The organism is Modestobacter caceresii (genome assembly GCF_000761485.1).
Lineage (GTDB): Bacteria > Actinomycetota > Actinomycetes > Mycobacteriales > Geodermatophilaceae > Modestobacter > Modestobacter caceresii.
The window spans coordinates 57,660-73,358 of record NZ_JPMX01000058.1 but is presented as its reverse complement, the minus strand read 5'-3'; the positions used below and the strand labels follow the sequence as shown (position 1 = coordinate 73,358).

General features: G+C 72.8%; 11 protein-coding genes. 7 read left to right on the top strand and 4 right to left on the bottom strand.

Going from position 1 to position 15,699, the window contains the following annotated elements:
* Positions 1 to 189 precede the first annotated feature (189 nt).
* A complete protein-coding gene (locus IN07_RS13135) occupies positions 190 to 3,108 on the bottom strand; it encodes an FAD-binding and (Fe-S)-binding domain-containing protein (protein WP_036336348.1) in 2,919 nt (972 codons plus the stop codon).
* On the bottom strand, positions 3,105 to 4,277 hold the full coding sequence (locus IN07_RS13130; RefSeq protein WP_036336347.1) for a pyridoxal-phosphate-dependent aminotransferase family protein: 1,173 nt from the start codon (positions 4,275 to 4,277) through the stop codon (positions 3,105 to 3,107). Before IN07_RS13130 ends, IN07_RS13135 begins: the two co-directional genes overlap by 4 nt.
* A 239-nt stretch (positions 4,278 to 4,516) precedes the next feature.
* Here IN07_RS13130 and IN07_RS13125 point away from each other — a divergent pair, with 239 nt between their 5' ends.
* From IN07_RS13125 to IN07_RS13115, 3 genes are all read left to right on the top strand, one after another.
* Positions 4,517 to 6,028, top strand: a complete 1,512-nt coding sequence (locus IN07_RS13125; protein WP_036336346.1) for an SLC13 family permease — start codon at positions 4,517 to 4,519, stop codon at positions 6,026 to 6,028.
* Positions 6,029 to 6,137: 109 nt separating this feature from the next.
* Positions 6,138 to 7,352, top strand: a complete 1,215-nt coding sequence (locus tag IN07_RS13120; RefSeq protein WP_036336345.1) for a CaiB/BaiF CoA transferase family protein — start codon at positions 6,138 to 6,140, stop codon at positions 7,350 to 7,352.
* Positions 7,349 to 8,119 carry an enoyl-CoA hydratase/isomerase family protein gene (locus tag IN07_RS13115; RefSeq protein WP_036336344.1) on the top strand — a complete coding sequence of 257 codons (771 nt, stop codon included), beginning with the start codon at positions 7,349 to 7,351 and terminating at the stop codon, positions 8,117 to 8,119. Before IN07_RS13120 ends, IN07_RS13115 begins: the two co-directional genes overlap by 4 nt.
* Here the strand turns inward: IN07_RS13115 and IN07_RS13110 are convergent.
* On the bottom strand, positions 8,100 to 8,903 hold the full coding sequence (locus IN07_RS13110; RefSeq protein WP_036336343.1) for an IclR family transcriptional regulator: 804 nt from the start codon (positions 8,901 to 8,903) through the stop codon (positions 8,100 to 8,102). The two genes, IN07_RS13115 and IN07_RS13110, sit on opposite strands and share 20 nt — an antisense overlap.
* A gap of 254 nt (positions 8,904 to 9,157) precedes the next feature.
* On the opposite strand from IN07_RS13110, the gene aceB reads away from it, so the two are divergent.
* The 4 genes from aceB to IN07_RS13090 all read left to right on the top strand — a co-directional run bounded on the left by aceB (position 9,158) and on the right by IN07_RS13090 (position 15,123).
* A complete protein-coding gene (gene aceB, locus IN07_RS13105; RefSeq protein WP_036336342.1) occupies positions 9,158 to 10,759 on the top strand; it encodes a malate synthase A in 1,602 nt (533 codons plus the stop codon).
* 142 nt (positions 10,760 to 10,901) lie between these two features.
* Positions 10,902 to 12,458: an FAD-linked oxidase C-terminal domain-containing protein gene (locus IN07_RS13100; RefSeq protein ID WP_197058473.1), complete on the top strand. Its 1,557-nt coding sequence runs from the start codon at positions 10,902 to 10,904 to the stop codon at positions 12,456 to 12,458.
* Positions 12,458 to 13,720, top strand: coding sequence for an FAD-binding oxidoreductase (locus IN07_RS13095; protein WP_036336341.1), 1,263 nt, complete (start codon positions 12,458 to 12,460; stop codon positions 13,718 to 13,720). Before IN07_RS13100 ends, IN07_RS13095 begins: the two co-directional genes overlap by 1 nt.
* The gene (locus IN07_RS13090; protein ID WP_081975386.1) at positions 13,720 to 15,123 is read left to right on the top strand and encodes a (Fe-S)-binding protein; all 1,404 of its coding nucleotides are present in this window, start codon (positions 13,720 to 13,722) and stop codon (positions 15,121 to 15,123) included. The genes IN07_RS13095 and IN07_RS13090 overlap by 1 nt, the downstream gene beginning before the upstream one ends.
* Before the next feature lie 38 nt (positions 15,124 to 15,161).
* On the opposite strand, the gene IN07_RS13085 is transcribed toward IN07_RS13090, so the two are convergent.
* Entirely contained in the window at positions 15,162 to 15,689 is a 528-nt protein-coding gene (locus IN07_RS13085; RefSeq protein ID WP_231558300.1) for a MarR family winged helix-turn-helix transcriptional regulator, read from the bottom strand.
* Positions 15,690 to 15,699 lie beyond the last annotated feature (10 nt).

The window sequence follows — 15,699 nt, the reverse complement described above, 5'->3', positions numbered from 1 at the left end:
CGTCCGGTGGCCGATCGGCCCCGCGCGCCGGGAACCCGGTACATGTAGACAGCAACCATCGTGCACCCGTTTGTTGCAGCATGCAACAAGGGTGTCCGGTGAGCCGCGTCTCCCGGAAGCAGGACGGGCGGCGACCGGACCTCTGGGGTCCGGTCGCCGCCCGTCCGGCGGTACTCGCTCAGCCTGGGGTCAGGCCGACACCTGCAGCGCCTCGAGCACCAGCTCCGCCGGGTGCCAGGCGGTGCGCTGCGTGCCGTGGAAGATCTGCTGGCGGCAGGACACCCCCGTCGCGGCGATGACCGCGTCGGGCGCGGCGGCCCGGACGGCCGGGAACAGCCGGTCCTCCCCCACCTGCAGGGACACGTCGTAGTGCTCGGACTCGAAACCGAACGACCCGGCCATGCCGCAGCAGCCGGCGTCCAGCTCCTGCACGGTGACCCCGGGGATCCGCGACAGCAGGGCCACCGTGGCCGCCGTCCCGGCCTCGGCCTTCTGGTGGCAGTGGCCGTGGAAGACCACCGTCCGCCCGGCCAGCCAGCTGTCCGCCCGCAACTGCAGCCGGCCGTCGTCGATCGCCTCGACCAGCAGCTCCTCCGGCAGCTTCACCCGCGCCGCGACGTCCCGGACGTTCGGGTCGTCGGGGAGCAGCTCCACGTGCTCGGCGCGCAGCGTGAGGATGCAGGAGGGCTCGCAGCCCACGATCGGCGAACCCGGCTCGGAGCCCTCGCAGAGGTTCGCCGCCAGCTTCTGCGCCTTGCCCCGGGCGTCGTCCAGCAGGCCCTTGGAGATGCTCGCGCGGCCGCAGCAGCCCTTGCTCTCCAGCCGCACCGGGTGCCCGGCGGCCTCCAGCAGCCGCACCACGGCCTGGCCGATGCCCGGCTCGGTGTAGCTGGTGAACGAGTCGGCCAGCATCGTGACCGGCTGCTGGGTGAGCGCCGCCGGCGCCTCGTGCCGCTTGAACCAGCGCATCAGCGTCGTCCGGTGGAAGACCGGCAGGTCCCGCTGGCGCGCGATCCCGAGGCGGGAGTCCATCAGCGCCCGCAGCGGCTTGATCCGCAGCGGCAGGTTGGACAGCGGCGCCGTCGCCGAGCCCAGCCGGTTCAGCGTCCGGATCGCCCCGAACGCCCGCGACCGCAGCGGGGTGCCGTGCACGTCGTGCTTGGCCGCCAGCGCCTCGCTCTTCATCGCCGAGACGTCGACGCCGAGCGGGCACTCGCTCTTGCAGGCCTTGCACATCAGGCACAGGTCGAGCACCTCGTGCAGCCGCTCGTCGGCCAGCGCGGTGTGCGGGTCGCCCTCGCTCAGCGCCTTGACCAGCGCGCCGGCCCGGCCGCGGGTGGAGTGCTCCTCCATCCGGGTGGCGATGTAGGACGGGCACATCGCCCCGGTCGTGGACTTGCGGCACAGCCCGATGTTCATGCAGCGGTCGGCGGCGCCGAACATCCCGCCGACGACGTCGAACTGCAGCCGGGTGCGCAGCGGGCCGGGCGTCGGCGGGTTCGCGTCCCGCAGGTGCTCGGTCATCGCCGGGGAGTCGACGATCTTGCCGGGGTTGAGCGTGCCCTGCGGGTCGAACAGGCCCTTGACCTGCCGCATCGCCTCGTAGAGGTCGTCGCCGAACAGCTCGCGGTTGAACTCGCTGCGGGCCAGGCCGTCGCCGTGCTCGCTGGAGTTCACCCCGCCGTACTCACGCACCAGGTCCTTGATCTCCACCGCCACCGAGCGCATGACCTCGACCTGGCCGGGCTGGCTCAGGTCGACGAACGGGCGGATGTGCAGGCAGCCGACCGAGCAGTGCCCGTAGAAGCCCGCCTCCAGCTGGTGCCGGTCCAGCACGTCCTTGAACCGGGCGGTGTACTCGGCCAGGTGCTTGGGGTCGACCGCGGTGTCCTCGATGAACGCCAGCGGCCGGCGGGCGCCCACGGAGTTGGCCATCAGCAGGCCCAGGGCGGACTTGCGCACCTTGAGCAGCGCGCCCTGCTGGGCCGGGGTGACCGCCCGCAGCGTGTGGTAGCCGTGCCCGTTGCGCTCCCACAGCTCGATCAGCCGGTCCATCGACTCGACCAACTGGGCCTCGTCGTCCCCGGTGAACGAGACGAACAGCAGCGCGTCGGGGTCGCCCTGCAGGATCTTGCCCAGCCCGGCGTACTCGATCTTCTGCCGGGAGAGGTCGAGGATCGTGCGGTCCAGCAGCTCCACCTGGGCGGGGTCGACCGTCAGCGCGTCCTCGGTGGCGTTGATCGCCGCCTGCACCGTCTCGAAGTGGCCCACCGCGAAGACCTGCTTCGACGGCTTGGGCACCAGCCCGACCCGGGCGGCGGTGATGATCGCGAGCGTGCCCTCGGAGCCGACCAGGAACTTGGCCAGGTCGAAGGGCTGCCCCTCGGCCAGCCGGTCGAGCCGGTAGCCCCCGGCCCGGCGCCAGAAGGACGGGAACCCGGTGGCGATCGCCTCCGCGTTCTCCGCGACCAGCTCGGGCAGCCGGCGGTAGATCTCCGCCTCGAGCGTGTCGCCCTGCGCCCGGCGGGCGCGCTCGGCCTCGTCGACGACGCCGAACGTGGCCGTCGACCCGTCGGCCAGGACGACGTCGACCTCCTCGACGTGGTCGATCGTCATGCCGAAGCGCACCGAGCCGCTGCCGGCGGAGTTGTTGCCGATCATCCCGCCGATGGTGGCGCGGTTGGACGTCGAGGTGTCCGGCCCGAACATCAGCCCGGCGGCCGCGGCGGCCCGGTTCAGGTCGTCCTGGACGACGCCCGGCTCGACCCGGGCGGTGCGGGCCTCGGGGTCCAGCTCGGTGATCCGGTGCATGTGCCGGGAGAGGTCGAGCACCAGGCCCGGGCCGACGGTCTGCCCGGCCAGGCTGGTGCCCGCGCCCCGGGCGAGCACCGGGATGCCGGCCTCGCGGGCCAGCCGCACCGCGGCCACCACGTCGGCGGTGTGCGCCGGGTAGGCGACCCCGACCGGGGTCATCGTGTACATCGAAGCGTCCTGGCTGAACAGGTGCCGGGTGTAGTCGTCGAAGGCGACCTCGCCGTCCAGCGCCCGGGTCAGCTCCTGCTCGAGGTCCGCCACCCCCACGCGGGGGCGCTCCGGGGCCGCCGTCATGCCTGCTGCAGGCGCTCGAGGGCCGCCTGGATGCCGTTCGGGTCGATCTGCACGCCGCTGCGGACCAGGCCCATCTGCACGCCACCCAGGGTGCCGACGAGGGTCAGGTCGTTGAAGTGGCCCAGGTGCCCGATCCGGAAGACCTTGTCGGCCAGCTTGCCCAGCCCGGCACCCAGCGACATGTCGTACTCGCGGAGGATCACCTCGCGGATCGCGTCCGCTCCGCCGTCCGGCAGGTAGATGGCGGTCAGCGAACCGGAGTACTCCCGCTCGTCCAGGGCCAGCACCTCCAGCCCCCAGCCGCGCACGGCGGCCCGGGTGGCCTCCGCGTGCCGGGTGTGCCGGGCGTAGACGTTGGCCAGGCCCTCGTCGTCCAGCATCTCCAGCGCCACCTTCAGCGCGTACAGCAGGTTCGTGGCCGGCGTGTACGGGAAGAAGCCGCGCTCGTTGGCGGCCAGGATCGGCTGCCAGTCCCAGAACGACCGGGGCAGCCCGGCGGTCTTCGACGCCTGCAGCGCCTTCTCGCTGACCGCGTTGAAGCTCAGCCCCGGCGGGAGCATGAGCCCCTTCTGCGACCCGGCGACGGTGACGTCGACGCCCCACTCGTCGTGCCGGTAGTCGATGCTGCCCAGCGAGGAGATCGTGTCGACCAGCAGCAGGGCCGGGTGCTCGGCGGCGTCGATGGCCTTGCGCACCTCGGGGACCCGGCTGGTCACGCCGGTGGAGGTCTCGTTGTGGACCACCATGACGGCCTTGATCTCGTGGCCGGTGTCGGCGGCGAGCCGCTCCTGCGCGGCCTGCGGGTCGGCGCCGTGCCGCCAGTCGCCGGGGACGAACTCGACCTGCAGGCCCAGCCGGCTGGCCATGTCCTGCCAGAGGGTGGCGAAGTGGCCGGTCTCGAAGGCCAGCACCTTGTCCCCGGGCGAGAGCGTGTTGGTCAGCGCCGCCTCCCAGGCCCCGGTGCCCGAGGCGGGGTAGATGACCACCGGCTGGGTGGTGCCGAAGACCGGCTTGACGGCCTCGAGGACCTCCAGGCCGAGAGCGGCGAACTCCGGGCCGCGGTGGTCGATGGTCGGGGCGGACATCGCCCGCAGCACCCGGTCGGGCACGTTGGTCGGCCCCGGGATCTGCAGGAAGTGGCGCCCGCCGGTCGTCGTCGTCACTGACATGCCCGTGCCTCCATGGGTGTGGCCCTCTCGTCCGGATCCCCGGCTCGACACCGGAAGTCCACCATGCGGGAGGCTACTACCGGCAGGCGGATTGGCGCAGAGACATCTCGGACGTCCTGTGACCCTTGACACTGGCCGCGCCACGCCATCTAATCCCCGCTAGCGAAAGCGCGGTTCCGTATCGCGGAAGCGCCTGACCGGCGGGTGACACCCGCCTCGACCGAACCCTGGGGACGCCGGTGTCCGTACAGCTCGTGCTGATCTCGATCCTGCTGGTGGTGTTCCTGATCGCCACGGTGATGCCCGTGCACATGGGCGCCTTGGCGCTGGTGGCGGCGTTCATCGCCGGCTACTTCATCTACGGCACCGACGGCGACCCGACGTACGACGACGCGGTCTTCGGCTTCTTCCCCGGGTCGTTGTTCATCGTCCTGGTCGGGGTGACGTACCTGTTCGCCATCGCGAAGAACAACGGCACCGTCGACTGGCTGGTGCACGCCGCGGTGACCGCATCCGGCGGCCGGCTCGCAGCCATCCCGTGGGCGATGTTCGCCGTCACCGGCGTGCTCACCGCCATCGGCGGCGTCGTGCCGGCGGTGGTGGCGATCATCGCCCCGGTCGGCATGTCCTTCGCGCGGCGCTACCAGATCAACCCGGTGCTGATGGGCCTGTTCATCATCAACGGCGCCACCGCCGGCGGGTTCTCGCCGCTGTCGATCTTCGGTGTCATCACCAACACCGTGGTCGCCGACAACGGCCTGGAGGGCAGCCCGCTGTTCCTCTGGGGTGCCTCGATCGTCATCAACATCCTGCTCTCCATCGCCGTCTTCTTCCTGTTCGGCGGCCGCAAGCTGCTCGGCGGCGGGCGGGTCGACCTGACCGACAGGCGCGACGACGACTTCGTGGCGGCCTCCGTCGCCGGGGACGCCACCGAGGACACCGGCGAGGACATCCCCGGCGGCCCTGCCCGCGGCGTGGCCATCGGCAGCACCGGCACCGCCGGTGCGGCGGTCTCCGGCGGCCGGGTCACCGAGGCGCGGCACGGCGAGCCGGGCCACCAGCACTCCCACGTCGAGGACCGCGCCGACCAGAAGGCGCTGCAGACCACCGCGCTGGCCGTCGACAACGCGCCCGACCCGGTCACCACGCTCGACCGGGACCGCACGCTGACGCTGATCGGGCTGGTCATCCTGGTCGTCGGGTCGCTGCTCCCCCTGGGCCTGGACATCGGCCTGATGGCCATCACCGTGGGCGTCATCCTGTCGGTGGTCGCGCCCCGTGGCGCGAAGGGCGCCGTGGGCCAGATCGCCTGGCCGACCGTGCTGCTGATCTGCGGCATCGTCACCTACGTCGGTCTCATGCAGGACCAGGACGTGCCCGGCTGGCTCGGGGACAACGTCGCCCAGCTCGGCCTCCCGCTGATCGCCGCCCTGCTGATCTGCTACATCGGTGCCGTCGTCTCGGCCTTCGCCTCCACCACCGGCATCCTCGGTGCGCTGATCCCGCTGGCCGTGCCCTTCCTCCAGGGCGACAACGCCATCGGGGCGATCGGCCTGATCACCGCACTGGCGATGTCCTCCTCGATCGTCGACTCCAGCCCGTTCTCCACCAGCGGGGCCCTCGTCGTCGCCAACGCCACCGAGGCCGAGCGGGACCGGACCTTCCGGAACCTGACCGTCTGGGGCTTCTCGATGGTCGCGCTCATCCCGCCGATCACCTGGCTGATCCTGATCGTGCCCGGCTGGCTCTGAGCAGGACCCGCACCACCCGCGCCCCGGTCGGCACCCAGCCGCCGGGGCGCGGTCACGTCCGGACCCCGACATCCCGACCACGACGAGACCACCACCCGCGGAGGCAGACGTGAGCACACCCGCACCGCCCGACCAGCCGCCCCTGACCGGCATCACCGTGCTGGAGGTCGGCGTCTTCATGGCGGCGCCGTACGCCGCGATGCAGCTGGCCGACCTGGGCGCCCGGGTGGTCAAGGTCGAGGACCCCCGGTCCGGTGACCCGGTCCGGGCCAGCGGGCCGTTCGTCGACGGCGAGAGCTCGCCGTACCTGCGGCTGAACCGGAACAAGGAGTCCGTCGCGCTGGACCTGAAGTCACCCGCCGGCAAGCAGGCGTTCCTCGACCTGGTCGCCTCCGCCGACGTGGTGATCGAGAACCTGCGGCCCGGCGCGATGGCCCGGCTGGGGCTGGACGCCGAGGGGATCTGGGCGGTCAACCCGCGGGTGGTGCACGCCTCCGGGTCCGGCTGGGGGCAGGACGGGCCGCTCGCCCCGCTCCCCGGGCTGGACATCATGGCCCAGGCGCGCAGCGGGATCATGAGCATCACCGGCACGCCGGGCGGCGAGCCGGTCAAGGTCGGCGTCCCGGTCTGCGACCTGGTCTGCGGCCTCTACCTGGCGCTCGCGGTCACCGCGGCGCTGCGCGAGCGGGACCGCACCGGCGTCGGCCAGTCGATCGACGTCTCGCTGTTCGAGGCCGGGGTCAGCCTCGCGGTGTGGGAGGCCGGCAAGTGGTTCGCCACCGGCGAGGTGGGCGGCCCGCTGGGCTCGGCGCACCAGAGCCAGGCGCCCTACCAGGCGTTCCAGACCGCCGACGGCTGGGTGACCATCGGCGCGAACACCCCCAACACCTGGGCCGGGCTCTGCGCCACCCTGGACATGGCCGACGAGCTCGCCGACCCCGGCTACGCCGACGCCAGCCGCCGGCACGCCCGCCGCGGCGAGCTGCTGGACGTCGTGGAGAGCCGCACCCGGGCCCGCACCACCGCCGACCTGCTCACCGCGCTGGGTGCGGCCGGGGTGCCGTGCGCCCCGATCAACGACTACGGCGAGGTGTTCACCGACGAGCACTTGAACGCCCGGGAGTTCTTCTGGGACGCGCCGCACCCCACGCTCGGGCCGGTGCGGCAGATCGGCTCGCCGATGCGGTTCTCCCGGACCCCCGCCGTCCGCGGCGTCGCCGGCCCCCCGCTGGGCGCCGACACCCGCGCGGTGCTCACCCGGTACGGCGTCCCCGCCGACGTCGTCGACGCCGTCGCCCCATCCAGCCGAGAGGACGACGCATGAGCGAGCTCGAGGTCACCCAGGACGGCGCGGTGCTGACCGTGCTGTTCAACCGCCCCGAGGCCCGCAACGCGATGACCTTCGCGATGTACGAGGGGCTCGAGGAGGCCTGCGCCCGGGCCGACGCCGAGGAGTCGGTGCGGGTGCTGGTGCTGCGCGGCGCCGGCGGCCGGGCCTTCGTGGCCGGCACCGACATCGCCCAGTTCCTGGAGTTCACCAGCGGGGACGACGGGATCGCCTACGAGGCCCGGATCGAGCGGGTGGTCAACCGCCTGGAGGACGTCACCGTGCCGACCGTCGCCGCGGTCGAGGGCTCCTGTGTCGGCGGCGGGCTCGCCCTGGCCGCCGCCTGCGACCTGCGGGTGGCGACGGCGTCGTCCCGGTTCGGCGTCCCGATCGCCCGCACGCTGGGCAACTGCCTGTCGATGAACACCTACTCGCTGCTGGTGCACCACCTGGGCCCCGGTCGCACGCTGGACATGCTGCTGCGCGCGAAGCTGCTGTCCGCCGCCGACGCGGCCGCCGCCGGCTTCGTCGGTGAGGTGGTGCCCGACGGGGAGCTGGACCCGGCGCTGGCGTCGCTCGTCGAGACGCTGCTCGGGCACGCGCCGCTGAGCATGAAGGCCGCCGGCCAGGCGGTGGCGCGGCTGCGCCGGGCCGACCTGCCCGACGGCGACGACCTGGTGCGGGAGGTGTTCGGCAGTGCGGACTTCCGGGCCGGCGTGCGGGCGTTCGTGGACCGTGGACAGGTCAGCTGGACCGGCCGCTGAGCGCGCGGGCGCCGTCCTCCCGCAGCTCGGCGGCCAGCCCGGCGGCGGTCCGCTGCAGCAGCGCCACGATCGCCGGCACGCTCTCCATCGGCACCCGCCCCTCGGGGCCGGAGACCGAGATCGCGGTCTGCGCCGGGCCGCCGGGCACCGGGACGGCGACGCAGCGGACGCCGATCTCCTGCTCACCGTCGTCCAGCACGTAGCCCTGCGCGGCGATCTGCGGCAGCAACGCCAGCAGCTCGTCGGGGTCGGTGATCGTCTTGTCGGTGCGGCGGGGCATGCCGCCGCGCTCCAGCAGCTCACGGGCGGTCGAGACGGGCAGCTGGGACAGCAGCGCCTTGCCGACCCCGGTGCAGTGCAGGTGCACCCGGCGGCCGACCTCGGTGAACATCCGCATCGAGTGCTTGGAGGGCACCTGAGCGACGTACACCACCCGGTCGCCGTCCAGCATCGCCAGGTTCGCCGTCTCCCCGGTGGAGTCGACCAGGTCGCTCAGGTGCGGCCGGGCCCAGGTGCCGAGCGTCCGCGAGGAGCTCTCGCCGAGGTGGATCAGCCGGGGGCCCAGCACGTACCGCCGGGAGGGGAGCTGGCGTACGTACCCGCGGGCGACCAGCGTGCGGACCAGCCGGTGGATCGTGGACAGCGGCAGGCCGCTGTCCACCGCGAGCCGGGAGAGCGCGACCTCGCCGCCGTCCTCCGCCATCAGCTCCAGGAGCAGGAAGGCCCGCTCGAGGGACTGCACGCCCCCGTCGGAACCGCTGATCGCGCCGCCGGTCTCGGCCATGCCACTCCTCCGTCGTCCCGCGCACCCGGGGCCCGCCACCGTGCTCGCTCCCCGGGAACCCGGGGCCGCACGGCCGCCGGGCACCGGAGCGCCCGCGGTCGTCTTGACCCCACTGGTGACCGAGGATACGTTTTCCACATCACAGATGGAACCTTCCGCTTCTCGGAAGGTGACACCACTCGTACGGCCCGTCCCGCCGGCCCGGGGAACGCCTCGGTGGCGCTGCCGGACGGCACCGACCCCCAGGGAGAGCAATGAGCACCGTCGACGGCGTGGAGATCACCGGCCCGATGGGCCCGCGGTTCGACGAGGTCCTGACGCCTCAGGCTCTGGAGCTCATCGCGCTGCTGCACCGCGAGTTCAACGGCCGCCGGCTGGAGCGGCTGCAGGCCCGCACGGAGCGGGTGCAGGCACTCGCCGACGGCGGCACGCTGGACTTCCTGCCGGAGACGGCCTCGGTCCGCGAGGACGACTCCTGGCGGGTGGCCCCGCCGGCCCCCGGCCTGGTCGACCGCCGGGTGGAGATGACCGGCCCGACCGACCGCAAGATGACCATCAACGCGCTCAACTCCGGCGCGAAGTGCTGGCTGGCCGACCAGGAGGACGCGAACTCCCCGCTGTGGGAGAACGTCGTCAACGGTCCGCTCAACCTGATGGACTCGATCGACCGCACCATCGACTTCACCAGCCCGCAGGGCAAGAGCTACGAGCTCAAGCCGGACGACGAGCTGCCCACGATCATCGTCCGCCCCCGCGGCTGGCACCTGCCGGAGAAGCACATCACCGTCGACGGTGAGCAGACCTCGGGCAGCCTGGTCGACTTCGCGCTCTACCTCTCCGCCTGCGGGCAGAAGCAGATCGACCGCGGTCAGGGCCCGTACTTCTACCTGCCGAAGATGGAGAGCCACCTCGAGGCGCGGCTCTGGAACGACGCCTTCAACCTCGCGCAGGACCAGCTGGGCATCCCGCGCGGCACCATCCGGGCCACCTGCCTGATCGAGACCTACCCGGCGGCCTTCGAGATGGAGGAGATCCTCTACGAGCTGCGCGAGCACTCTTCCGGCCTCAACGCCGGCCGCTGGGACTACCTCTTCAGCGTGATCAAGACGTTCCGCACCCGCGGTGAGGACTTCACCCTCCCCGACCGGAACTCGATCACGATGACCGTGCCGTTCATGCGGGCCTACACAGAGCTGCTGGTGCGCACCTGCCACAAGCGCGGCGCGCACGCGATGGGCGGCATGTCCGCGTTCATCCCGAGCAAGGACCCGGAGAAGAACGAGTTCGCGTTCAACAAGATCACCGAGGACAAGAGCCGCGAGGCCAACGACGGCTTCGACGGCTCCTGGGTGGCCCACCCGGGCATGGTCCAGACCGCGATGGACGCCTTCGACAAGGTGCTCGGCGAGCGGCCGAACCAGCTGGACAAGCTGCGTGAGGACGTGTCGGTCAGCGCGGCCGACCTGCTCAACGTGAAGGCCACCCCGGGCGAGGTCACCGAGGCGGGCCTCCGGGCCAACGTCAGCGTCGGCATCCAGTACGTGGAGTCCTGGCTGCGCGGCTCGGGTGCCGCCGGCATCAACGGCCTGATGGAGGACGCCGCCACCGCCGAGATCAGCCGCAGCCAGGTCTGGCAGTGGCTGCACAACGGGGTGTCGCTCAACGACGGCCAGCAGGTCACCACCGAGCTCGTGCAGCGGGTGATCGAGGAGGAGATGGCCGCCATCGCCGAGGCCAAGGGAGATGCGTACTCCTCCGGCCGATGGGACGATGCCCGTGCGCTCTTCACCGAGATGGCCCTGGGCGACGAGTACAACGACTTCCTGACCGTCCCGGCCTACGAGCGCATGCCCTGATCTCCGCCCCTGGGGGCCAAAGTCGCTATTTTGGCCCCCAGGGGCACACCCCCGCTGACCACCGAAATGGCCATTTCGGTGGTCAGCGGGGACCGCACCAGATCGCACGTCACAGCAGGTCCGGCAACGAAGGCGGAACCTCATGAGCGGCATGCACGGCACCGAGACGACGGCCGGCCCGGTCCTCGGCGACACCCCACCCGAGGCCACGTCGGCCACCGGTGAGGCAGGGGACAACGCCGCGGGCATCGCGGCCGTGGGCCGGGTGGCCCGCGAGCTGATGCCCGAGACCGGGGTGATCGCCGACCCGACCCAGCTGCGCACCTACGAGTGCGACGGCCTGGCCCACTACCGGGTCACCCCCGCACTGGTGGTCCTCCCGGAGACGACCGAGCAGCTGGCCGCGGTGGTCAAGGCCTGCTCGGAGCACGGCGTCCCGTTCGTCGCCCGCGGCTCGGGCACCGGGCTGTCCGGCGGTGCACTCCCCCGGGCCGACGGCGTCCTGCTGGTCACCTCCCGGATGCGCACCATCCACGAGGTCCGCCGCGCCGACCAGCGCGCGATCGTGGAGCCCGGCGTGATCAACCTCGACGTCACCAGGGCCGCCACCCCGGAGGGCTACTACTACGCCCCCGACCCCAGCAGCCAGCAGATCTGCTCCATCGGCGGCAACCTGGCCGAGAACTCCGGCGGCGCGCACTGCCTGAAGTACGGGTTCACCAGCAACCACGTACTCGGCACCGAGCTGATCACCCCGCAGGGCGACGTCGTGCAGCTGGGCGGCCTGGCGCCGGACTCCCCCGGCTACGACCTGCTCGGCACCGTCGTCGGCTCCGAGGGCACCCTCGGCATCGCCACCACCGCCACCGTCCGGCTGGTGCGGCTGCCCGAGGAGGTCCGCACCCTGCTCGTCGGGTTCCACACCACCGACGACGCCGGCGCCGCCACCTCGGCGATCATCAGCGCGGGCGTCCTGCCCGCCGCGATCGAGATGATGGACGCGCTGGCCATCGAGGCCGCCGAGGCCGCCGTGCACTGCAACTACCCGGACGGCGCCGGCGCGGTGCTGGTCATCGAGCTCGACGGCGCCTCGGCCGAGGTCGAGCACGAGTACGCCCTGGTCGAGCGGTTCTGCCAGGAGAACGGCTCCTTCGAGCTGCGGCTGGCCACCGACGCCATGGAGCGCGCGCTGATCTGGCGCGGCCGCAAGTCCGCCTTCGCCGCGGTGGGCCGGATCAGCCCCGACTACATCGTGCAGGACGGCGTGATCCCGCGGACCGCGCTGCCCGAGGTGCTCCGGGCGATCGCCGAGCTGTCGGAGTCCTCCGGCGTCCGGGTGGCCAACGTCTTCCACGCCGGCGACGGCAACCTGCACCCGCTGGTGCTCTTCGACGGAGAGAAGGAGGGCGCCGGCGAGGCCGCGGAGAAGGTCAGCGGCGCGATCCTGGACCTCTGCATCACCCACGGCGGGGCGATCACCGGCGAGCACGGGGTGGGCGTGGACAAGGCCGCCTACATGCCGAAGATGTTCACCGACGACGACCTGGACACCATGCAGCTGGTCCGGTGCGCCTTCGACCCGGGCAACATCTCCAACCCGGGCAAGGTCTTCCCGACCCCGCGGCTCTGCGGCGAGGTGCCCGGCAAGCGGAAGAAGGCGCACCCGCTGGTCGAGGCCGGTCTGGCGGACGCGTTCTGATGACCACCGTCGACCTCGACAGCGCCCGTACCGCCCTCGCCGACGCCTGCGGGGAGATCACCGACGCCACGCCCGCCGACGCCGTCGACGGGGTGCCCGCCGCACTCGTCGCCCGGCCCGGCTCCACCGAGGAGACCGCCGCCGTCCTGCGCGCCGCCGCGGCCGCCGGGCTCACCGTCGTCCCGCGCGGCCAGGGCACCAAGCTCACCTGGGGCCGGCCGCCGGAGTCCGCCGACGTGGTGCTGGACCTCAGCCGGATGAACCGGGTGCTCGACCACGCCGCCGGCGACCTCATCGTCGACACCGAGGCCGGCGCGCTGCTCTCCGACGTCCAGCAGACCGCGAGCTCGGCCGGGCAGCGACTCGCCCTGGACGAGCCGATCGCCGGCGGCACGGTCGGCGGCATGCTGGCCACCAACGCCAGCGGTCCCGGTCGGGTCGCCGTCGGCACCGCCCGCGACCTGCTGATCGGCGTGACCGTGGTGCGCGCCGACGGCGTGGTCGCCAAGGCCGGTGGCCGGGTCGTCAAGAACGTGGCCGGCTACGACCTGGGCAAGCTGGTCATCGGCTCGTTCGGCACCCTCGTCGTCGTCACCCGGGCGGTGTTCCGGCTGCACCCCGTGCCGGCCGCCCGCCGGTTCGTCTCTGTCCCGTTCGGCACTCCCGAGGACGCCTCCCGGCTGGTCCAGTCGGTGGTGCACGCGCAGGTCGTGCCGGCCGCCGTCGAGGTGGAGTGGCGCGTCGACGGTGCCGGCACGGTCGGCGTCCTGCTGGAGGGCACCCCGGCCGGCGTCGAGGCCCGGACGGCGAGCACCCGGCAGCTGCTGGGCGACGGCGCGTCCGCCGCCGAGGACGCACCCGCCGGCTGGGGCGTGCTGCCGTGGACCGAGGAGCCCGGGTCGACCGGCCTGAAGCTCACCTGCGCGCTGTCCGGGCTGGCACCGGTGCTCACCGCCGCCCGCCGGGCCGCGGAGGACGCCGGGATCGCCCTCACGGTGCGCGGCTCCGGCGGCGCCGGAGTGCTCTACGCCGCGCTGGGCGCCGACGCCCCGGTGGAGGCGCTGGCCGACGTGGTCACCCGGACCCGGGCGGTCTGCACCGAGCACGGCGGCTCGCTCGTCGTCCTCGACGGTCCCCCGGCGGTCAAGACGGCGGTCGACACGTGGGGCCCGGTGCCGGCGATCGACCTGATGCGCCGTGTGAAGGAACAGTTCGACCCCGAGCGCCGCCTGGCGCCCGGCCGGTTCGTCGGAGGCATCTAATGGTCGAGTCCACCCGCGCCCGTTCCGACGAGCCGCAGAGCGACCCGGACAAGGCCGGCGCACTTGCCGCCGGCCCCGTGCCCGTGGGCACCCCGACCGTGCGCCCCGCCTTCGACGACGACCACCCGCCCTCGGCGGAGCTGATCAGCGACTGCGTGCACTGCGGGTTCTGCCTGCCCACCTGCCCCACGTACACGCTGTGGGGCGAGGAGATGGACTCCCCGCGCGGCCGCATCGACCTGATGAAGGCCGGGCTGCAGGGCGCGCCGCTCAGCGACACGATGGTGCAGCACTTCGACGCCTGCCTGGGCTGCATGGCCTGCGTGACCGCCTGCCCCTCCGGCGTCCAGTACGACAAGCTCATCGAGGCCACGCGCGTCCAGGTGGAGCGGCACCACACGCGCAGCCCGGGCGACCGGGCGATGCGTGCGGCGATCTTCGCCCTCTTCCCCTACAAGAAGCGGCTGCGGGCGCTGCGCGGTCCGCTGCGGGCCTACCAGGCCAGCGGGCTGCCGAGCGTCGTGCGCAAGAGCGGGCTGCTGGACCGGCTCGCACCGAAGCTGGCCGCCATGGAGGGCCTGGCGCCGGTGCTGGAGAAGCGGGAGAAGCTGCCCGAGCGCGTGCCGGCCACCGGCACCCGGCGGGCCGTGGTGGGCATGCTGACCGGCTGCGTGCAGGGCGAGTTCTTCCCCGGCGTGAACGCCGCCACCGCGCGGGTCCTCGCCGCCGAGGGCTGCGACGTGATCATCCCCCGCAAGCAGGGCTGCTGCGGCGCGCTGTCGGTGCACAACGGCCGCCAGCAGGAGGCGGAGTCCTTCGCCCGCTCCACCATCGACGCGTTCGAGGCCGCCGGCGTCGACACGGTCGTGGTCAACGCGGCCGGCTGCGGCTCCAGCATGAAGGAGTACGCCGACGTCCTCGCCGACGACCCGGACTACGCCGAGCGGGCGAAGGCCTTCTCCGCCAAGGTCCGGGACGTCTCGGAGTTCCTCGCCGACCTCGGCAGCGTCGCCCCGCGGCACCCGCTGGAGGTCACCGTGGCCTACCACGACGCCTGCCACCTCGGGCACGCGCAGGGCATCCGGAGCCAGCCGCGCAGCCTGCTGCGGGAGATCCCCGGCCTGCAGGTGAAGGAGATCGCGGAGGCCGAGGTCTGCTGCGGCTCGGCCGGGATCTGGAACGTGCTGAACCCCGAGCCCGCCCGCGAGCTGGGCGACCGCAAGGCCCGCAACATCGCCGGCACGGGGGCCCAGCTGCTGGTGACCGCGAACCCCGGGTGCCTGATGCAGGTCTCGTCCTCGCTGGAACGGCAGGGCACCCGGATCGGCCTGGCCCACACCATCGAGGTCATCGACGCCTCGATCCGGGGTCTCCCGGTCAGCACCCTCGGCCCGCAGCACTGACGAACGGCCCGCCCCGGTTGGGGCGGGCCGTTCGGCGTTCAGTCGGTCTGGCCGGTGACCTCGGCCTCGTGCGCCTCGCCGAGCCGGTTCAGCCGGCCCAGCAGCAGGGCGAGGGTCGCGACGTCGGAGGTCTCCCAGTCGGCGAGGTCGGCCTCCCAGCGCGCCCGACGTGCATCGCGCAGCCGGCTGAGCCGCCGGTGCCCCTCCTCGGACGTCGACAGCACCTGGGCTCGGCCGTCGTCGGGGTCGGCGACCCGGTCGACCAGGCCGAGGTCGACGAGCGAGGACACCTGACGGCTGACCGTGCTCTTGTCCAGCCCGAGCCGCGCGACCACGTCACTGGCCCGCAGCGGGCCGGCGTCGTCCAGCAGCACCAGCAGGCCGTACGCCGCGCCGTCGAGGTCCTGGTGCAGCTGGCCACCCAACCGGCCGGAGATGGCCCGAGCTCGGCGGAGCAGCAGGGCCACCTCGCGTTCGAGCGCGACGTAGGCGGCATGCGGGTCCTGCGCGGCGCTGTCCACGTCGGCTCCGTCCGGGGTGGCGCGAGCTGCGCTGTCGACGGTCACACCGTTCTCC